General features: G+C 50.5%; 22 protein-coding genes and 1 pseudogene. 7 read left to right on the top strand and 16 right to left on the bottom strand.

What is annotated here, in order from left to right; all coding sequences use genetic code 11:
* Position 1 precedes the first annotated feature (1 nt).
* From B3041_RS02345 to B3041_RS02335, 3 genes are all read right to left on the bottom strand, one after another.
* Complete coding sequence (locus tag B3041_RS02345; RefSeq protein ID WP_065647616.1) at positions 2–991, bottom strand: ABC transporter permease; 990 nt, start codon at positions 989–991, stop codon at positions 2–4.
* Positions 984–2,504: a sugar ABC transporter ATP-binding protein gene (locus B3041_RS02340; protein WP_292968871.1), complete on the bottom strand. Its 1,521-nt coding sequence runs from the start codon at positions 2,502–2,504 to the stop codon at positions 984–986. The genes B3041_RS02345 and B3041_RS02340 overlap by 8 nt, the downstream gene beginning before the upstream one ends.
* 249 nt (positions 2,505–2,753) lie before the next feature.
* Positions 2,754–3,740: an autoinducer 2 ABC transporter substrate-binding protein gene (locus B3041_RS02335; protein ID WP_292968870.1), complete on the bottom strand. Its 987-nt coding sequence runs from the start codon at positions 3,738–3,740 to the stop codon at positions 2,754–2,756.
* A gap of 594 nt (positions 3,741–4,334) precedes the next feature.
* Here B3041_RS02335 and B3041_RS02330 point away from each other — a divergent pair.
* Both B3041_RS02330 and B3041_RS02325 read left to right on the top strand, forming a co-directional pair.
* Positions 4,335–4,892, top strand: a complete 558-nt coding sequence (locus B3041_RS02330; RefSeq protein ID WP_240484873.1) for a histidine phosphatase family protein — start codon at positions 4,335–4,337, stop codon at positions 4,890–4,892.
* A gap of 570 nt (positions 4,893–5,462) precedes the next feature.
* Entirely contained in the window at positions 5,463–5,900 is a 438-nt protein-coding gene (locus B3041_RS02325) for a VOC family protein (RefSeq protein WP_292968868.1), read from the top strand.
* 105 nt (positions 5,901–6,005) lie between these two features.
* Here the strand turns inward: B3041_RS02325 and B3041_RS02320 are convergent, their stop codons facing one another.
* The gene (locus B3041_RS02320) at positions 6,006–6,296 is read right to left on the bottom strand and encodes a hypothetical protein (RefSeq protein WP_292968845.1); all 291 of its coding nucleotides are present in this window, start codon (positions 6,294–6,296) and stop codon (positions 6,006–6,008) included.
* Positions 6,297–6,529: 233 nt separating this feature from the next.
* The gene (locus B3041_RS02315) at positions 6,530–7,246 is read right to left on the bottom strand and encodes a helix-turn-helix transcriptional regulator (RefSeq protein WP_292968866.1); all 717 of its coding nucleotides are present in this window, start codon (positions 7,244–7,246) and stop codon (positions 6,530–6,532) included.
* 255 nt (positions 7,247–7,501) lie between these two features.
* Between B3041_RS02315 and B3041_RS02310 the strand changes: the two genes are divergently transcribed.
* On the top strand, positions 7,502–7,666 hold the full coding sequence (locus B3041_RS02310) for a VOC family protein (protein WP_292968865.1): 165 nt from the start codon (positions 7,502–7,504) through the stop codon (positions 7,664–7,666).
* Between the two features lie 83 nt (positions 7,667–7,749).
* Here the strand turns inward: B3041_RS02310 and B3041_RS02305 are convergent.
* A pseudogene (locus B3041_RS02305) lies at positions 7,750–8,349 on the bottom strand (tyrosine-type recombinase/integrase); the annotation flags it as partial.
* A gap of 211 nt (positions 8,350–8,560) precedes the next feature.
* On the opposite strand from B3041_RS02305, the gene B3041_RS02300 reads away from it, so the two are divergent.
* Positions 8,561–9,058, top strand: coding sequence for a GNAT family N-acetyltransferase (locus B3041_RS02300; RefSeq protein WP_065647625.1), 498 nt, complete (start codon positions 8,561–8,563; stop codon positions 9,056–9,058).
* Between the two features lie 254 nt (positions 9,059–9,312).
* On the opposite strand, the gene B3041_RS02295 is transcribed toward B3041_RS02300, so the two are convergent.
* The 3 genes from B3041_RS02295 to B3041_RS02285 are packed head-to-tail and all read right to left on the bottom strand — an operon-like array spanning position 9,313 to position 11,233.
* On the bottom strand, positions 9,313–9,858 hold the full coding sequence (locus B3041_RS02295; RefSeq protein WP_292968863.1) for a CpmK protein: 546 nt from the start codon (positions 9,856–9,858) through the stop codon (positions 9,313–9,315).
* Positions 9,855–10,397: a carbapenem self-resistance protein CarG family protein gene (locus B3041_RS02290; protein ID WP_292968862.1), complete on the bottom strand. Its 543-nt coding sequence runs from the start codon at positions 10,395–10,397 to the stop codon at positions 9,855–9,857. The genes B3041_RS02295 and B3041_RS02290 overlap by 4 nt, the downstream gene beginning before the upstream one ends.
* Positions 10,398–10,399: 2 nt before the next feature.
* Positions 10,400–11,233: an SUMF1/EgtB/PvdO family nonheme iron enzyme gene (locus B3041_RS02285; RefSeq protein WP_292968861.1), complete on the bottom strand. Its 834-nt coding sequence runs from the start codon at positions 11,231–11,233 to the stop codon at positions 10,400–10,402.
* Between the two features lie 432 nt (positions 11,234–11,665).
* On the opposite strand from B3041_RS02285, the gene B3041_RS02280 reads away from it, so the two are divergent.
* On the top strand, positions 11,666–12,142 hold the full coding sequence (locus B3041_RS02280) for a GNAT family N-acetyltransferase (RefSeq protein ID WP_292969257.1): 477 nt from the start codon (positions 11,666–11,668) through the stop codon (positions 12,140–12,142).
* A gap of 419 nt (positions 12,143–12,561) precedes the next feature.
* Positions 12,562–13,107, top strand: coding sequence for a cysteine hydrolase family protein (locus B3041_RS02275; protein ID WP_292968860.1), 546 nt, complete (start codon positions 12,562–12,564; stop codon positions 13,105–13,107).
* 251 nt (positions 13,108–13,358) lie between these two features.
* On the opposite strand, the gene B3041_RS02270 is transcribed toward B3041_RS02275, so the two are convergent.
* Positions 13,359–14,246 (bottom strand): NAD(P)/FAD-dependent oxidoreductase, encoded by an 888-nt coding sequence (locus B3041_RS02270; protein ID WP_065647532.1) that lies wholly within the window; start codon positions 14,244–14,246, stop codon positions 13,359–13,361.
* A 136-nt stretch (positions 14,247–14,382) separates the two neighbouring features.
* On the opposite strand from B3041_RS02270, the gene B3041_RS02265 reads away from it, so the two are divergent.
* Complete coding sequence (locus tag B3041_RS02265; RefSeq protein WP_065647533.1) at positions 14,383–14,811, top strand: Rrf2 family transcriptional regulator; 429 nt, start codon at positions 14,383–14,385, stop codon at positions 14,809–14,811.
* A 248-nt stretch (positions 14,812–15,059) separates the two neighbouring features.
* Here the strand turns inward: B3041_RS02265 and B3041_RS02260 are convergent, their stop codons facing one another.
* The 6 genes from B3041_RS02260 to B3041_RS02235 all read right to left on the bottom strand — a co-directional run bounded on the left by B3041_RS02260 (position 15,060) and on the right by B3041_RS02235 (position 19,680).
* Positions 15,060–15,866 carry a cytochrome c oxidase assembly protein gene (locus B3041_RS02260; RefSeq protein WP_292969254.1) on the bottom strand — a complete coding sequence of 269 codons (807 nt, stop codon included), beginning with the start codon at positions 15,864–15,866 and terminating at the stop codon, positions 15,060–15,062.
* Positions 15,867–15,878: 12 nt separating this feature from the next.
* Positions 15,879–16,355 (bottom strand): DUF2243 domain-containing protein, encoded by a 477-nt coding sequence (locus B3041_RS02255; protein WP_292968859.1) that lies wholly within the window; start codon positions 16,353–16,355, stop codon positions 15,879–15,881.
* A gap of 216 nt (positions 16,356–16,571) precedes the next feature.
* Complete coding sequence (locus B3041_RS02250; RefSeq protein WP_292968857.1) at positions 16,572–16,757, bottom strand: DUF1289 domain-containing protein; 186 nt, start codon at positions 16,755–16,757, stop codon at positions 16,572–16,574.
* Between the two features lie 123 nt (positions 16,758–16,880).
* Positions 16,881–17,642: an ABC transporter ATP-binding protein gene (locus tag B3041_RS02245; protein WP_292968856.1), complete on the bottom strand. Its 762-nt coding sequence runs from the start codon at positions 17,640–17,642 to the stop codon at positions 16,881–16,883.
* Positions 17,639–18,667, bottom strand: a complete 1,029-nt coding sequence (locus B3041_RS02240; RefSeq protein WP_292968855.1) for a FecCD family ABC transporter permease — start codon at positions 18,665–18,667, stop codon at positions 17,639–17,641. The genes B3041_RS02245 and B3041_RS02240 overlap by 4 nt, the downstream gene beginning before the upstream one ends.
* Positions 18,664–19,680 carry an ABC transporter substrate-binding protein gene (locus B3041_RS02235; RefSeq protein WP_065647537.1) on the bottom strand — a complete coding sequence of 339 codons (1,017 nt, stop codon included), beginning with the start codon at positions 19,678–19,680 and terminating at the stop codon, positions 18,664–18,666. Before B3041_RS02235 ends, B3041_RS02240 begins: the two co-directional genes overlap by 4 nt.
* Positions 19,681–19,766: the final 86 nt, after the last annotated feature.

Here is a 19,766-nt window from a genome sequence, read left to right as displayed (position 1 = left end):
GTCACATTCCCTTTGCCAGTTTGCGTTTTTCATTCCACGCGGTGCTGCTGATGCTGACCAGAATGATCACGCCGCTGAATACCTGATGCCAGTAAGATGAAATGCTGAGTAAGGTCAAACCATTCTGCAGGAAGGCCAGCAGCATTACGCCCAGAATGGTGCCGGTCAGCGAGCCACGCCCGCCGGTCATGCTGGTCCCGCCTAAAACTACAGCGGCCAGGACCGTCAGCTCATAACCGAGCAGGGAGTTGGGCGCGACCGACTGAGTGATCTGCGCCTGCACCACGGCAGCAATGCCCGCCAGCAAACCCATAAAGCCGTAGACGTAGAAATGCAGCCGCAAAATATTCAGACCAAGACGCGAAGCAGCATCACGATTGCTGCCCATAGCGTAAATCTGACGACCCACGCGGGTCCGGTTCATCAGTACACCGGTAGCGATGATCACCCCCAGCAGGCTGAGAAGCGGCAGGGTGAGGCCATAGTCGTAACCGTCGGCGGCGGTAAAGGAGAACCAGTTAATGCCGTTCATAAACCAGTCGGGGAAACCGTACAGCCAGGTGCCGTTAGTGAGATACACCAGCAAACCGTAGAACAGGTTCAGCGTGGCGATGGTGATAATGATGGCCGGCACGCGCAGCCAGTAAACCAGAAAACCGTTGACCAGCCCAAGTAGCAAACCGGTACCCATCGACATAGCAAATGCCAGTGGGAAGCTGCCACCGTGATGGATGATGTAACTCGCCATCACATATTGGCCGATGGAGGTTACGGCCGGGAAGGAGATGTCGATACCTCCGGCGATCAGCACCACAAACAGACCGCAGGCCAGGATGCCGAGAATGGCGTAGCTGGTGGCGACGTCCGTCAGGTTACCCAGCGTCATAAACTCGCTGGTGCGGACGCTCAGACCAATCACCAACAGCAGAACCAGCAATCCCAGCCAGAATTCGTGCTGTGAAAACAGTTTCGAGAGCGATTTATTACCCATTGATCACCTCCGCAATCTGCGCTTCGCTGCTCTGATGCGGCGCAAATTCCGCTACCAGTTCACCTTTGCGCATCACCAGCACGCGATGGCTGTTGTAATACGCTTCCGGGATCTCATCGCAAATCATCAGCACCGCCATGCCGGACTCTGCCAGATCGCGTGCGATGCGGTAAATTCCCTCTTTGTTGGCAATATCCACGCCGACAGTCGGCGAATCGAGGATCAGAATATGTGGCCGCGTCGCTACCCATTTGGCGATGGCGATACGCTGTGCATTACCGCCGGAAAGCGTTTTCACGGGCAAGCTGCTGTCCGAAACTTTAATGTTCAGGTCACGAATCAGCTCTTTCACCACCTGGGCGGCTTTGTGGTGATCCATCAATCCTGCGCGGGTGTGCAGTTTGTCAAAAATGGATACCAGCGTGTTGTCGTAAATGGATTGCTCCATGATTAGCCCCTGCGTCAGACGGTCTTCTGACACATAGGCAATACCGTGCCGGATAGCGTCACGGTTAGAGTGGAATTTCACTGCATTACCGTTGATACGGATCTCGCCGCTGTCCGGTTGACTCATGCCAAACAGGCTGAGGCAGAGTTCCGTACGCCCGGAACCGAGCAGGCCAATAATCGATGTGATCTCGCCCTGGCGCAGCGACAGCGAAATATCATGATACTGGCTTTTGCGGCTCAGATGGCGGACCTCCAGCAGCGGCGTCACCCCGGCGGGTGCCCGGTGCGGCAGGTGGCTGTAGGTAAAGCGCTGCCCGGTCATCAGGAACGCCAGCTCGTTGCTGTCGAGTTCGCTCGCCGGCCAGGTGCCGACCAGTTTGCCGTCGCGCATCACGCTGATACGGTCGGCCACTTCCATTACTTCATCCAGACGGTGGCTGACAAACACCACGCAGATACCGGCGGCTTTCAGCTCACTTACTACCCGCAGCAGGCCATTGACCTCAGTGCGGGTCAGTGATGCCGTGGGTTCATCCATGATCACCAGCGTGGCATCAGCGGCGATTGCGCGGCATATTGCCACTAACTGACGGTCGGCGATTGAAAGCTTTTCTACTTTACGATCCGGATCCAGAGAAACGCCGACCCGTTGCATCGCCGCCACAGCCTTTTTGCGCATTGACTCACGATGTACCCAAAAATCACCGCCCGGAAGATAACGATTAATGGCAATATTTTCGGCTACCGACAGATTTGGGAAGAGAGACAGATCCTGATAAATAACCTGAATACCGTACCAGGAAGAGAGCTGCGGCGTCAGGGTATGAAATAGTTTTCCGTCCAGCGTAATCGCCGCGCCTTTTTCCGGCTGATAGACGCCGGAAATAACTTTAATTATGGTGCTTTTGCCACAGCCATTCTGACCGGCCAGACAATGCACTTCGCCTTTATTGAGCGTCAGGCTGACATTATCCAGTGCTAATACGCCGGGAAACTTTTTACTGATTTTCTCAAGGCTGATAAAGGTTTCAGCAGGGGCTGGGGGCGTGTTGAGCGTATCCATCACAGATCCTTAAGCATACCGGTTATATTCGGGCTGGGGCTTTGGCTGCACTTACTCCTGCGGATCACTGACGGATGTGATCGCAGGAATTCATGCACACCCAATCCGGGTTATTTAGGATATAGGTTTTCAATCTCTCAGTAGAAATTCAGATACAGCACAGCATAAAACGCCGTATCTGTTTCTATTTGCCTGGTGTGGCGCGGGAGATAATATATCTCCGGAAAATAAAATAATTAAAATGACCCATCAGAAGCCAAGTGATTTCGCATTCTCTGGTGTGACTTCAAGAATTTTATTAAAGCGGATCACTTTTTTATCCATATCTACATCGGCTTTGCCCAATTTTTCAATACTCAGCTCTTTAGTCACTTCTTTACCCTGAAGCAGCTGATCGGCAACTGTCACCAGGGCGTAACCGGCATCTTTCGGATCCCACAGCAGAACTTTCTTAATATCACCGCGCATCAGGTAAGGAGCCGCCTGGCTTGGCATAGCGATACCGACAACTGCAATTTTGTTTTTTGCACGTTTCTGCTGAACAGCCTGACCGGCACCGATAGGGCCGAGCGAGCCGAAACCGATAATCCCCTTCAGGTCAGGGTAGGTTTTCATTAAATCCAGCGTGGTGGAGTATGACTTATCAATATTTTCGGCCACCGGCAGACGTGAAGTCACTTCATGCATGTCCGGATACTTCTCTTTCTGATACTTAATCGCAGCATCCGCCCACGCATTGTGCAATGGCACGGTCAGAGAGCCGACATAAATGGCGTAACCCCCTTTGCCACCCATATCTTTTGCCAGCTCATCCATGTTGGCCTGAGCATATTTCTGGCTGTCGATGGTTTCGACATCCCACTGGCCAATTTGCTGATCGGGCGATTCATGCGTTAATACCACGATGCCCTGATCGCGGGCTTTTTTCAGCACCGGTTCCAGCACTTTAGCGTCATTGGGTACCACAATGATTGCGTTAACTTTTTTAGCGATCAAATCTTCAATAACCTTGACCTGCTGGGCCGGATCCGGGGTAGACGCACCGACCTGGTATGCGTTGACATCCAGTTTCTGCGCGGCTTCTTTTACGCCGACCTCCATACGGGTAAACCAGGGAATGCCCGTAACTTTGGCAACGACGGCGATATCGTAAGGTTTGGCGGCAAATGAAGGTGTTGTAAATAACATGCATGCTGAAACCACACATGCACTGACTAATGCGAGGTTAAATTTCATTTCGGTACCTTTCTTATGAGGTTCTGATAAAGGGGACAGGCGACAGCTTTCACATCCACGTTCTGAGATTAACGTAAGGGGATATCGCTTTTCGCTCGCCCTTGAGCGAAATGTGAGCAATGCCCACAATTGTTAAATTATATGGTTTTTTATGTAAAAAATAAGTTATAAAAATGCGTTTTGAGCCAGGTTACTATTTTACGGGGCTAAGATCTTATCTTTCATTAACATTTATTACGTATTTTATTAACAATAAATTAACTTAACCGACCGTCGGCGGTGTTTTTATCTTCAGTCTGGTAGCGGCCATGCTTTTTATTTGAGCAGAGTGTGAACAGGGTCACGAAGGCAGCGGGCAGGCCCCGGTTTCGCCTTGCGGCAAACCGGGAAGCGACGTAAACCGTCCGGTTGTGGCGCTAAGCGGACATCATGACGGTGTGACGTGTGTATTAAGGTATTTACTTTTTCATACAGTGATTCTCACCTGACATATCATCTCATCGATCAGTGTCAATTCTGGACAAAGTAGTGGTGCGTCATATGTTTATCGCGTTAGTCTGACCGCCTGGAAGGACCACAAGCAAGAAGCGTTGTATGGAAATTATTTTAATGCGTCATGGAAAGCCCGCTTTTACAGGCTCTGCGAAAGTAACGAGCCGTGAAATGTCCAACTGGATTGCAGATTATGATCGTTCTGATACAGGAGAAGATATACCGCCTGAGTCCAGTAAATCATTGGCGTTCAGCGCATCGCAAATCCTGAGTAGCCCTCTTCCCAGAGCACTTTCTTCCCTGAAAGCATTAGACCTTGAACCGGATGTCATTGATGAGGTTTTCAGGGAAGCAGATCTGCCGGTATTTCCTATGCCCGGTTTCAGGCTATCCCCGACCGTATGGGCTGTTTTTTTCCGCGTCATGTGGTTATGCGGCATATCCCGTGACGTAGAGCGCGTGGGAATAGCAAAGAAACGTGCTATTCAGGCTGCGGGTATCCTTGCAGCGTTTGCAAAAAGATCTGACGGCCCCGTGCTGCTTATGGGACATGGAGTAATGAATCGGCTAATTGCAAGGGAACTGAGGTCGTTGGGTTTCAAAGAATATCGTTATCAGGGTAGTGGTTACTGGAACGCAAGTAGCTACAGGCTTCAGTAAGTAAATATGGAAAGGGCATATCTGGCCTATTCAGACATTGGAAATGAGTCGTTTCGTTTCCGGCACACAACAAACAGATACAACCGCTACGGTTCGTTTTGATCGAAAATTACACTATCAGTCGTTGTGCTGCTTGTCTGGGGACATGTATGCTTTCTGCCCCTTCTGAATGTGAAGGAACACATATGCTCTCTACGTCAGAATCACCTTCCTGATGCCTTAGCACGCGCCATACCTGCATATGCACGCTCAGAATCCGCAACCACAGAGATAACCTGCATCGTCATTTTTACGGCCGGACCGGTGAGAGCTGCTCTACCCAACGCCGGGCCGTGACCGCGTAGTTCTGATATAGAAATCAGCTCAACGGTTTTTCTGTTCTCCGGAGCACGTCGTCCAGGGTGTCTAAGCATACAGGAATAGAATCTTTTCTGACTGCAACAGCAGTACCCGGGTCCGGACAGTAGTATGTTCAATTAAGCCATTCAGATATGTTTGCTCACAGCGAACATTCAGGTTTTCTATAATTGATATTGGTTTACGATGCAGTCGTGCACAGCAGGTAATTGTATGATAAAAAAAGCAGATCACGTCGGATTTTCAGTCAGAAGCATTGAAGAGTCATTATTTTTCTGGACTGATATTCTTGGCGGAGAGTTATTACGCGAAGGGAAAATGTCTGGGCCTATCATTGATGAAGTGACAGGCGCAAGGGGCGCTGATGTGCGAATGGCGTTGCTTGAACTGGCTGGCATCAAAATTGAATTACTGCAATACGATAACATCAAACAGCCAGAAGAACCTTCAGTACCTTATATACCTGGCTATGCTCACCTTGCATTTATAGTTGAGGATATTGATACGCTCTTGAGTAAAGCATCTGAGTATGGCTGGAAGACACCAGGTAAACCGCAGACAATCTTATCAGGCCCCATGCAGGGAACCAGAGTAATCTATTTACAAAGCCCCGATGGACAGACGCTAGAGTTGATGGAGCAGGGTCAATAAAGTCCACATCGTGTCACCGCGTACTGGTATGACGCACATGCAGGCGGTTACCGGGTCAGGCATCATTCTGCAGCGCGATGGCCGGAGCTGCTGAACAGGGCTGGGCTATTCAAGGTTAATCACGCGCAGGCCTGACCAGCACCGCTCTCCGGCACCGGTTATCAGCACGACGGGCGCCTCACTGAAGCTGCTCAGCAGGGTGCATACCCGGCTCATTAAATCCGTAATCTTTTCAGAACCCACGTAGACGAACTCGTCCGTCGGCAGGGCATACGTGAACCCCCGCCTGCAGACGACGCTTCGTGAAAAACCGTTCTCAAGCATGGCAAACATCAGCTCAATGTGCGCTTTTTCGGTCTGCTCCTTTAGCTCAATCCGGACTGTATAACTGGCCATAGCGATACCTGACAGATGTATAATTTAAGATAACTTAAATTATAGGTGTTCCTGAACAAATAACGGGCAATTGAGATATGTCCTAAGCAAATGCGCTTACTGTTCTGAGCCCCGTCCTGATCAACTCCGGGAGAACTCAGCCCGCTGCGTACCTTAACGTCCGCAAAGAGCAAAAAGCGGACAAATTAATAGATATTGACAAGCTTGAATATTCTGGAACACTGGCATTCAGTTTAGCTATGCCCAGGGGTTATTTTATCCAGGCTTGCACTGCGCCACATGCGGAGTAAGCGATGTCGGGAATGAGGGTATCCTTCCCGCATAAGTTGAAGAGATGTGAATCGCGTTACGTCGAAATGGCGGAAGGCATTACGTTTTTCACACCATGCCGCAAGCACAATATCTCCTGAGAAATAACCTAAAGCGAAAGGCCATATCGTTCTTTCACTCACATTACCTGACCTGTCTGTATAACCTGTCCGGATTTTCTGTCTCCGCCTGATGGCGCTTCGAAGAGAGTTCAGATTTTCAGGATTGTGATAAGCAACCTGAGTCTTTCCGACTAATAGCGTCGAGTCATCAAACAGCGTCTTTAGCTGTGGAGGCAGACCTTGCCGGATCTTACCCGTCACCTCAGAAGCTGCTTTTGCTATACCCGCATCACCATATACAGCTACCCATCGCAAACCGAGCGCCAGCGCGTCAAGCTGCTCAGGGGTAAACATCACAGGCGGCAAATGATGGCTCCGGGAAAGCAGAAATCCCGTGCCGGCTTCACCTTGAATGTCTGCCCCCTGAGCACGCAGTGCGTGAACATCACGGTAAAGCGTGCGAAGGCTGATGGAAAGCTCTCGAGCAAGCCAGTGTCCGCTTACCGGATAGCGATGCTGATACAAAATCTGCAGAAGATTGAGTAGGCGCTCTGCACGCTTCGGTCCCGATGCTGACATGTTCTGTCAATGCTCCATGCAATAGTGAAGTCTCATTCTTTTTGACGCGAGAGACTCATGATACTTAACCTGATCATTCTTTATGTTGATGACCCGATTGTCAGCAGCAGATTTTATCAAAATCTATTCAATACAGAACCAGACGTGATGCTTCCGACGTGAGCGGCTTTTTCCTTCAATAACGGCCTGAATCTTGGGCTATGGTCAACAACGGCTAGTGACTTTGTATCCTGCGGTAAGGGTAACCGGACTGAGTTGAGTTTTATGGTTAAAGACATTCAGACGGTTGATGCGCTTTATCAGCAGTGGTCAGACAGCGGTGTGCAGATAGAACAGCGACCCAAACAGGCTGTTTTTGGCAGGACGTTCGTTGCGCTTGATCCTGACGGGCACCGTATCCGGGTATGTATACCGGATTAATAAGTAAAGACGCTTACCTGCCCATGTTTAAACCTGAAGCATCCGGTTTTGGCACAGGGCTGCTGTTGCAGCCCTGACAAATTGACTTCAATCGACTCTGATATTTCTAAGGCATCATCTACTCCGATGCCCAGGTAACGTACTGTGCTTTCGAGTTTTTTATGACCCAAAAGTAACTGAATAACAAGAAGATTTTTCGTTTTTTTATAGATCAGATATGGCTTGGTTCTGCGCATGGAATGCGTACTGTAGAGCGTTTCATCGAGACCCAGCTTCTCAATCCATCCATGAAAAATACGGTTATATTGTCTGGTTGAAATGTGTCTTGAGGAACCAATGCGGGACTGAAAAAGATAGTCGCTACTACGTAAATGAGCCATTTTGATCCATGCGGATACAGTCTCTCTGGTTCCCTTCGTCAGTTTAAACTGAACAGGGCTGCCCGTTTTTTGCTGCAGCACAGTCGCTCTGCCCGACACAGTGTGTCCATAGGCGACATCAGAAACTTTCAACTTAACCAGATCGCAGCCCCGAAGTTTACTGTCCAGAGCCATGTTAAACAGAGCCAAATCGCGGACTTTTCCTTCCAGTTCAAGACGGATACGAATCCCCCAGATATGAGGGATCTGAAGAGGTCGTTTCTGGCCAATAAGGCGGCTTTTGTTCCAGGGGGATACTGTCATGTTCAATCTCCATTGAGTTAGGAGATGTGATTATGGTTGTCTCATTTGAGCGAGGAGCGGAAGTTAGACCTGCAGAAAGCGTCGTAGAAAAGTTCTGACTGCCTCACCGCAGGCGTTCTCGGCTAGGCGTTTCAGAATTATAAGCCGTTGAAAATATCATTATTAAAGTATATTTATCCTGATTGACTAAACTACAAACATGGGGATTTTAATGACAATAAAAATACGAAGCGTTGAAGCGGAGGATGCGGAGCATTTTCAGAAAATAGCTTCTCAGGATAGGATACAGGAAAACACTCTCGGTATGCCATTACCATCCCTGAAGCACTGGAATGACCATCTCGCTCGCAATGGAAAAGACGGAATTTATCATTTTGCCGCCTTACTGGATGGCTCTGTTGCTGGAATCTTAACTATAGAAAACCCTCAACACCCGAGATTAAGGCATAAAACAATTTTTGGCATTTTTACAGATCAAACCCTCTCTGGCAGAGGCATTGGCTCTGCGTTAATAGCCTTTTGCGTCAAATATTCATTCGACTGGCTTGCTGCCAGAAAAATTGAGCTGGAAGTCTTTTCAGATAACGAAGCTGCGATTGCATTATACAAAAAGTTTGGTTTCGAAGAGGAAGGCCTCAAAAAAGAGTCCGCACTAAGAAAAGGAAAATATGAGGACGTACTGCTTATGGGACTGCGTGCTCCTTATTAGCATATGAGCACTAAGGCACACTTTGTTATGCCTCAAAGATTAACATCCGCTTCTGGCACAAAGCAGACGAGCGTCTGGCAGATGTCCGCGATGAGCGGACATCTGCCCAGAAAATATCTCTGCAGGAGAAGCGGTCAGAAAAATTCTGAACTGACTCTGAATATTCTCTGGCGGCATGTTAGTTTCATTATTATTTGGAAAAATGGGGGAAGTAAACCTTTAAGTATTACAACGGATCTATCAGACAACATCTTTTAATACAGTAAATCAAGCTGTTCAGGTTCACTTATAAGATGGGGCTTTCCCTGTTTGTTCGTATCAAAGAGGGCCTGATAGCGCACTGAGTTAATCCCCATGACCAGATTATCGAGGTCGGTATTGGCAACACGCACCGAGTGATTCTTCGCCCAGGCGGGCAGGGCATGGATATAATAGGTGAAGGTCACATAAGTAGCGCCTGTCTTATCTGTTGAGATAGCCTTTAAGGTTTTGACGCGTAGAGTACCGTAGCAGAAATCATGATGCTTTATGAACGAAGACTGGCCGTATGGGGTCAACTCCCAGATTTTTCTTCCTGCTTTCACATGAGAAGTAATCAGGCCGGCATCAACAAGCGCCTCCATTTTTGCATTAATCCACCGGTCGGTACCTGTTCTGATTGAAACCGGCCACTGCTTTTCACCCAGGCAAAGAGATTGCTGATTAAGTGACTGCTGTATGAGCTCGAGGTACTGGCTTTTCCGCTCTGCATAGCAGCTCAGTGGCAGGAAAAAAAACAAAATCCCTGTGATAAGCTTCAACGAAATTTCTCCATATCCAGAATCTGAAAAGCTTCATCCACTTCATCAAAAGTTTGTTCACTGAGATAAGTCCCTGCCTGGCCCCAGTAAAAAACAGACGTCCCGGGATCGTCGTTATTCTCTTCGAGCCAGAACCGTGAAAACCTGACTCGCGTTTTATCAGTAAGGTCTCCGCCACCGGCGCTGCCGGCATATTTGATTGCCCTGATAAGGTAAACATGTCCTTTATAGCGGTGAAGTTCTGTGCCGGTTATCTTAACGGTCGATGCTGACAGTTTTAAATCTGTCCAGGTAAAGCCATCGCCATCCGGGACCGGTACGATAAGCCAGTTTTTCCCCTGCCTGATAAAGATGTTGAGGGTGTCACTGGGATGGGACGTATTATTGTCATAAGTGGCGGAAAAGACGGTGTCAGGTATGCCGTCCTCATTCAAATCAATGCTGTTCAGCCCCTTTTTCAGGTAAATGCGGCTGTCTGCATGCGCAGAAGCCGGAAGGCTTATCAGAATGGCTATCAACATTATAAAAGGAACTTTCACGTTCAAAATTTCCGCACCAGTCTGAAGCCGGTGTCCGGCAGGGCATAGCCAGCGCTGTGCGTGTCGCAGCCAGCCAGGCTGCCCGTATGCAACAGGAAGCTGCCGCCGCAAAAATAATACATTTTCACGCCGGAAAAAGTGTTGAAAGCATCAACCCATTCCGAAACGTTACCGCTCATGTCATACAGGCCGAGCGCATTAGGTCGCAGGCTTTTCACACGGGCAGTACCGAAATGAGGTTCGTTAAAATCAGGAAACCAGGCGACAGTTTTTGCATTGTCGCTGCCAGCGAATCTGAAACCATAAGAAATATTTTCCAGCCCGGCCTTACCTCCACGAGCGGCAACCTGCCATTCTTCAGTAGTGGGTAAGCGGTAACCATCAGCACGGGCATCCTTTATAAATTCGTAAAAAGAGCTGTTGCGCGCCGGGACGCCCTTCTTATTAACGTAAACCGGTTTCAGCCCCGCCTTTTCACTCAGGGCATTAGCAAAAACCACCGCATCTGACCATTCAATACTGGTAACCGGATGTGCACCGTTGTCGGTACCCGCTGGCAGGCAGTCTTCGTAAGCGGCTCCGTTACATCCGACGCCGAATGCATAACCATGCTTAAGAGCCCATTCGTATACATCAGAATAAAGCCGGAAAGTAACTTCAGTACGCATGATCCTGAAGGCATTAAGTGTGATGTTTGCATGAGCTGCATAGTCATGGTGGCCAAAAACGGTACCGACATAATATTTGCCGGCAGGAACCACGGCTTCATCAGGAAACTGTGCTGCAGTGGCATAGGAGGAAAAGACAGACAGCAGGAAGAAGATTTTATTTTTCAATGAGCCATCCTGGCTGATTGTTATGGCGATTCACATGACTGATTTCCAGCGTTGTCAGACTTTAGCAACAATATGGGTTTAAAGTTAGAAATATTAAGCAGGTAAGTTCTGAAATTCCTTACAACAATACCTGACTTTAGACCACTTGTACTGACTGACAGGTAAAGGCAGTACGCTGCAATTAAACATTATCTTAACTCACGGTTTGAAATTACCATTAACGGGGCATCGCAGGAGAACTGCCAATGTCCGCTTCTGGCACAGTGCGGACTGTAGGTGCTTAATGCCCACTATGAGCGAAAAGCGGACGGAAAGGCATATCTGTTCAGGCGATTATGCTGCAAGCTATCTACTCAGCATCATTATTTGAAGGATACTCCTTTGACATCGTCTTCTTCTGGGCTTACGAATATTATTGAAAAGGATACAGGAATGATAACAGTAGAGAAATCAGATCCACTTTCTCCAGAATCTCGTCACTTAATAGAAAAACTGTCAGCAGAACTTGCCTCTGTTACCGGCGATAGTGGCAAAAGCAACTTCACAATAGACTCAATAAATGAGGACAGAGCTTTGTGGGCACTGGCAAGGGACAGCAGGGGAAAAGCGATAGGATGCGGAGCTATCCGACCATTGACTGAAAATATAGCTGAACTTAAAAGGATGTTTTCGGACCGTAGCTATCCCGGTATTGGTAACGCCTTGCTTACTTTCCTGGAAGCAACCGCGAAGAGCATGGGATATAACGAACTCTGGCTTGAAACGCGCCATATTAATCGTAAGGCTGTAAATTTTTATGAGAAAAGCGGATACATACGCATAGAGAATTACGGACCTTACATAGGTCGGGAAGAGGCGGTATGTTTTGCGAAGTCCTTGCAAGGCTGCCATAAAATTTGCTTAACCTAAGCTCGGCATGCTCCTTGCAGCTTTAAGATCGCGTATCAAAGTCCGCATCTGGCACAAAGCGCACTAACGGCAAGCTAATGTCCGCAAAGAGCGAAAAGCGGAAGCTAAATTATTGTTGGAAAATACCAACAGTGAACGGCATCAATCAGGAAACATATCCATTGAAATTTTTAACTCCCGGTGCTAAAAGATGAAGAGCCGTTTTTAAGATTTGTAGTATTTACTGATTCTCAACTCAAAAGAGAACACCGGAAAATGATCAAGTCTGTTCAGTCAGCTACAACCGTTACCACCACCGAAACCTTCGGCGGCGTGTACGCATCTGTGACTGGCTCCTGATAAAACAGATTCTGACTCCCCGCCAAACCGGACGGGGAAGAAAATCTCTCCGTTCATGACTTACTGAATGGAGATGCATCATGATTTCATCCGAAAATGCACTTTTAGTTATCGATATGCAGCAGGGGCTTTTTCATGGCCCGGCCTCACCGCATTTCGCAGACACGATTTTGTCAAACATCTGCCTGCTTTTAGAAAAAGCCAGGCAGGCACATGTGCCTGTCTTTTTTGCCCGCCACACCGGGCCTGACAATTCCCCCTTCTCTGAGCAAAGTCCCTTAACACAACTGATACCCGAAATGAGTGTGAATGATGAGCACGATGTGGTTTTTATCAAAAAGTATCCCAGCTGTTTCCGGGATACGAGCCTGCAGCTTCAGCTCGGCAGGCGGGGAATAAAGCAACTCGTCGTCGCCGGGATGAAAACAGAATTCTGTGTGGACACAACCTGCCGTGCAGCGCCGGAGCTGGGATTCAGGACTGTGCTTATTTCAGATGCGCACACGACAATGGATAACAGCTATCTGTCAGCTAATGAAATCATCAGCCATCACAATGCCACTCTGGCAGGCCCGTTTGTGACGCTCGCGACAGCAGCGGACTGGAGCTTTTGCTCTGAGAAATGAGATAAGACGGAGAGCCGCCCGGCGGGCGGCTGAAGTGAACAAAGTCCGCTTTTGGCACAGAGCGGACATTAGAATCAGTATCCTGATGGCGCCTCCGGCTCTCTGCCGTTGCCTGATCGTTGAGCCTCACTCCGCTAACCTGCAAAGTCGTTATCAACGTTGAATATTCCCTGACGTGGAGTCACCCGGCTGGAAAGGAAAAAATTGTGATTTCTCCTCCTTTCCCGCTCAAGAAATAACCGCCCTCGCTTTTAGCGAAATATCAGAGACTGATGAGCGGCGGCGCCTGTGCGTGCGCCGTCGCCGACGGCAATGGCCACGTTGCCTGCGGCAACCGCCGCATCCCCGCAGGCAAATACGCCGGAAACGTTCGTTTCGCGCATAACATCCACCTTAATAAACTCTCCGGTCGGCCCTGCTTCCATCTCACATCCGAGCTGAACGGCTAAAGGAGAACTCAGGCGTGTCCGGGGCTGAATAAACAGCCCGGCAAGCCTGATGATTCGCCCGCTGGCGAGGGTGATATCAGCCTGATCTTCCCCGATGGATAAAACCGGCTCGGCTTCTACCGTTACGCCACGTCGGGCTAACTGGGCGAGCTGCGCGGTATCCGGTGTGTAGGCCTCATTGAGGAACAGTGTGGTTGGCCCCCAATCCGGCAGTATCAGCGCCTGATGGATAGCCAGCGGCGATGACGCCAGTACGCCGATCATTCCGCCGTTCAGTTCATAGCCGTGGCAATAGGGACAGTGAAAAATCTTCTTTCCCCACAGCGCGGTCAGTCCAGGGAACGCCGGCAGCTCGTCCTTTACCCCCGTCGCCAGGATCAGGCGGCGCGCCGCAAACGACAGCCCGGATCCGACAGCGATGGCATAGCCCTCTGGCTCCGCTTTTGCATGGATGGCGGTGTCCGTCACCCATTCGACCGTGGGATAGGCCATCAGCTGCTCGCGCGCCTTGCTGGCTATCGTGCCGGGATGCTCTCCGTCCTGCCCCAGAAAGCCGTGAGAACTCTCAGCAAAGCGATTGCGGCGTTGCCCTGCATCGATGATCAAAACCTGCCGGCGCGCCCGTGCGAGCTGCAGGCCTGCGGAAACTCCGGCGTAGCTGCCGCCGACGATAATCGTGTCATAAACCATCTTGCTCTCCTGAAATCGGTAACGGCCAGGTATTTTTCGAAACAACATAAGTTACTTGATAATGGAGTGTCAATACTCTCGTAACTTATGCTGTTTCAAGTTATGCTCGTCGCCAGTTCTTCAGGAAGCGATCGACATGAGAAATGACACCCGTCTCTCCCGTATGCTGCATGTATTGATCCACATGTCCCGGCATGACCGGCCCGCCACGTCGGATACCATCGCGGAGATGCTCAATACCAACCCAGTTGTAGTGCGGCGCACCATGGCACTGCTGAAAGAAAAGGGCTATGTGCGTTCGGAAAAAGGCCATCGGGGTGGCTGGACGTTAGCGAAACCGCTGGCGGGTATCACCTTGCTGGATATTCATAAGGCGCTGGGCTCCTCTTCACTGTTCGCGATCGGCTTGTCGACCGATCATCCGGAGTGCCTGGTCGAGCAGGCGGTGAACGCCGCATTAACCGAAGCGTTCGACGCGGCGCAGGCGTTGCTGTTGAAACGACTCGAAAGCGTGACCCTGGCAGAGTTAGCCAGCGATTTTGAACGCCGCTATCTGATGTGTTGAGTGTGTCTGTGGGAGCGGGCTGAGGGCCTGTCGATGTCTGCTCCTGACCCGAACCGCTCAGAATTCCTGTTTCCCCGTGCGCTTGCCGTTTTAACTGAACCTCATGAATCAGAACCGATGTCCCTGAACAGCATCTGGCTGTAAGGACAGGCTGGATCGCCAACGGCGAAAAAACGCCCGCCGGGCAGGGCCACATGGCTCCCGGCGACTGAAAATAACGGACTGAAACGCCGTTACGCAGGCTGTGGCTATCTGGTCTGAGGACTTTTATCCACCAACGCATCCGGCAGCGTGCTGCGCTGCCGGAACCACGCCGCGAAAAAACCGATAATAATGCAGAATTCGGCGATATCGCCGCCGTAATACATCCACTGCGCGGCCGCTTGTATCTCCGCAAGGCTGGCTGCGGTGCCGTGCGGGTAGCCGTAGCCGTACATCAGTTTACCGAGAATGGCATGAGCGGCTGTGGCCAGGAAGATGACCAAAAGTCGTACCGATCTCGGCGGGCGATGGGGCGCAGGATCAGGCCCGGCGACCGACCAGGTAAACAGGTAGCCAGAGAGGACAAAATGCAGATGAAGAAGAACAAACAGCAGGGGATTCGCCATACTCAGGGCGTAAAAGGGGGTGAGATAAAGCAGATACATACCGCCAATATCTAAAAAGGCAGCGGTAACCGGATGGATTAACAATCGCACCGGCCGGATACGCAGAATAGTCATGATGCCGCGCGCCCGTTGCGCGGAGACGCTGCGCAGCAAAAGCGAGCCTGGTGCGCCGAATACCAGGCCAAGCGGTCCAAACATCCCCAGACAGAGATGCTGCAGCATGTGACCCCGTAAATCGTGATGCGCCCAGTCAGCCAGGTGCGGTAACACGGAGGCCGCGAGCACAAGGGTACCGGCCGTAAAGCTGGCCAGGCGCCAGAGGCTCCATCGGGTGGTACGGCGCAGCCGCACCGCAGCCAGCAGATAAAAGCAGAGCAGGATGAAAGGCAGGATGCCCAGCAGCAGCCACAATGCGGCTGAAGGGTGTCCTCCTGAATGATGTATCATCGAATCCACTGGCTACCTTCCCGTCTCAAGACGCGCGGCCGCCCGCGCGTGGCGATAGAGGAAAATGCCTGCCGCAATGAACAGCAGACCAAAAGCGTTCCAGACAAGGTCGTACAGCCACAGGTTATCGACATAGCGGATCTGATGCAGCCTGAGCAGCTTATGGTCGACAATGCCGTCAAACAGCTGAAAAGCGCCCAGACCCAGAATGAAGCCCGCCCATGCCGCAGTGAGATCAAGTCGTTTTCGGCTGCGTAGATCGATAAACATAAAAAAGCCGAGCACAAAAAAGATCAGCTCGCCCGAATGCAGCAGACCGTCCGAAAACAGGCTGAACGCTGGCGTGCCCCAGTCAAAAAAGTGATGCCAGGCAAGGATTTGATGAAAAATGATTTCATCAACAGCCGCCATTAGTCCGATACCGAGAGGGACTGCAGCCTTTAATGAACGCTTCAAGTCTGGTTTGAGACATGGTTTTGCATGTGTCACCGCTTTCTCCTGAAATAACAATATAAAAGCCAGTTGAAAGCTTAGCTGAAATAACATTTTCAAATTCAGGCATTCAGGCGGGTCAATACCAGCATGACGGCTTAACCGAAGCGTCCCGAGCCTGAAATTTTGTGTATTTTTATCAAAGGCTTACTGGCGAGCTGAGCAATTCCATAGCGCAATGACCACATTTCTTTAAACGAAGGAAAATGATCGCTACTCTTCCGCCTTTGCGGAAAGGATTTCTAGTCGCGAAGGCAACTCCCGTTCGATTTTTTTACGATGGAAAGGAGAAAGCTTGCGCCATTCACGCGCTTCCTGCAGCGTACGACCACAGCCCTCACACCAGCCTTTTGTTTTACTGAAGATACAGATATCAGTACAGGGGGACTTTACGGACATAACTACTCCTTAGACAGGGATCAGATGAGAACAGGCTGAAATTGCAGACCAGTCGCCGCCTGGTCTCTCAGGATATCGACGGCGCTATCAGCCCGTTAATAACGGTTTTTCAGCCTTCTTGCCTCAGGCGTACTGAATGTTCATGATTCCCTGTTCGGTTCGGTTGATGGAGGCATCGACCTGCCAGGTCGACCGAATGAGCGCCGGCGTAAGCACGGCAGCCGGAGCACCCGTGGCCACGATCTGTCCCTCATGCAATACCACCAAATGCTGACAATATTTTGCCGCGAGATTGAGATCGTGCAGTGCCACAAACACGGTAACGGGCAATGCGGAGATAAGTCGCATTAGTTCCAGCTGAAACTGTATATCCAGATGATTGATCGGTTCGTCCAGCAGCAGGATATCCGGCTGTTGTGTGAGGGCACGGGCTATCTGACAACGCTGACGTTCTCCGCCTGACAGGCGATGCCAGGATCGGTGCGCCAGGGCATTAAGCTTCATCAGCGAAAGCGATTGCTGCACAGCCTCCTCATCAGCCTGACGCCATGGCGCGAATGCGCTGCGATGCGGTGTACGGCCGAGACGCACAATATCAATAACGCTCATCTCCGCCTCAGACTCCGCATGCTGCGGCACAAAAGCAATCTTGCGGGAAAGCTGACGTCGGCTCAGATTACTTGTCAGCGTACCGCCAATTTTTACGCCCGCGTAAGCGCAGGCCTGTACGCCAGCCATAGCGCGAATCAGCGTGGACTTACCGGAGCCGTTCGGGCCAAGCAGCCCCACTGTTTGCGATCGTTTCGCACTAAAACTGATATCAGATAAAATGCTACGAGCCTGAAGTGTCACGCTCAGTTTCTCAACCACGACATGCATCATCATTTCTCCCGGTTTCGGTACAGAATCAGGGCAAAAACAGGGGCGCCGACCAGAGCCGTAACCACGCCAATGGGTAAGACCTGATGGCTAATCATGGTGCGTGATACCAGGTCTGCAAGGATCATGAAATGACATCCGGCAAGAAAGGCGACTGGTATCGTGATAAGGTGCCGGTGCCCGGCCATCATGCGCGTTATATGCGGGATGACCAGCCCGACAAAGCCTACAGCGCCAATAGCGCTGACGATAACTGCGGTAATCAAAGCGGTAGTCAGCAGCAAAATAATGCGTACCAGCAATACCCGTGTGCCAAGCGTTGCAGAGACGTCGGTACCCACATTGAATGTATCCAGTGATCGGGCATAGCAGATCACTATCAGTAAGCCTGTCGCCACTACGACAAGGCACAGCAGTGCATCAGCCCAGCGTACACCGCTCAGGCTACCCAGCAACCAGAACATTACGCCGCGCGATTGTTCGGCGTTTGCCGCCGTACTGACAATGTAGGATGTCAGCGCATTAAACAGTTGTGTACCGGCGATACCGGCCAGGATGATGCGTGACGCGTTCTCGCGCATGCCGCCCGACAACACTACGATCAGCGAAAAAGCAATACAGGCCCCGGTGAATGCCCCGGCTCCTGTGGTGAGTGCGCCGCTGCCAATACCAAGCAGCATGACACTGACGGCACCGGTTGAGGCTCCGGCAGAGATGCCCAGTAAATAAGGATCAGCAAGCGGATTACGCAATAACGACTGCAAAACCAGGCCACATAACGCCAGGCCACCACCACTGCTGGCTGCCATCAGCGCCCGGCTCATACGGTACTGCCAGATAATTCCGGCTTCGACAGAGGGCAGATCGAAGTGGGTTAAACCAAGGCCATTAGTTATTGCACGAGCAGTAGTGGCAAAACTCACTGGTATATCGCCGGTCGCAGCAGCCAGCACCATCATTACAGGCAGACTCAGTATGCCAGTAAAAATTATCAGGCCGTTTCGCCAGTAAAAAAAAGGATGATTTGTCATCTGGAGTGATCGAAAGCATGGATCTGTTGCCCAATCAGCTCCACCGCTTCTACATTACGTAATGACGGATTGAGCGACATAGCCGGAACCACTGCAATATGGCCTTGTTTCACCGCAGGCATTTCGCGCGTGACAGGGTCAGTTTCCAGAAATCTTTTTTTTGTCATCACGTCATCTGCGGGGTAAAGACGCCTGTCCATGCTCGCGATGACGATAACATCTGGCTGAGCCTTAACAATGTATTCCCACGTCACCGCAGGCCACTCTTCGTCTGAATCGATGGTGTTAGACAGACCAAGGGTTTTACTGATCCAGCCTGGTGCGCCTTTGTTACCGGCTACCCACGGGTCGCCTTTCAGACGAGTGCTTGAAAACCAGTACACGACTTTAAGCGGTGTTGATGGCTTTACACGACTCTGATTCTGCACGGCAGCGATGCGCTCAGACAGCGTCTGCTTCAGCGCTTCGCCACGTTCAGGTACATCAAAAATGCGCGCCAATGCGGTAATTTCATCAAAAATAATATCAATAGAGTAAGGTTCAGAACGTGCGCCATCACTGTTCGAGGTAGCGGTGACTGTTTTTGCTGTGCAGTCAGCTGGCGATATCCAGGTTTTGATACCCAGCTGTTCAAATTGCTGGCGTGTGGCGACTTCGCCCTGCGGCCCAACGTGCCAGCTGTACTGGGCAAGTACAATCTCGGGGCGCTGAGCCGCTACTGCTTCGAATCCAGGCGCATTCTCAGCCAGCCGTTTCAGTTTTTCACCCTGCTGTTTCAGATCATCGGGGAGTGCGCCAAACCAGACGGATGTGCCTGCTATTTTCTGTTCCAGTCCCAGCGCCAACATCAGTTCTGTTTCATGCTGACCAATGGTCACAACACGTGAGGGTACCTGACTGAACGTCTCTTTAAACCCACAGTTTTCAACTGTGAGCGGGTAGTTAGTGGCGCCCAGGCTGATCAGAGGGAATAGCAATATTGCAGACATAATTAGAGGGGAAATCAGTTTCATCATTATGCTCAAAGTTATGTTATAACGTAACAATATGCACAGTGAAAAATTTTCTGTCAATGCGTAAAGAACGATTCAGCAAATGA

This window comes from Pantoea sp. UBA4549, assembly GCF_002387285.1.
Taxonomy (GTDB): Bacteria; Pseudomonadota; Gammaproteobacteria; order Enterobacterales; family Enterobacteriaceae; genus Pantoea; species Pantoea borealis.
The sequence above is the reverse complement of the archived record's forward strand: the minus strand, read 5'-3'. Positions and strand labels throughout refer to the sequence as shown.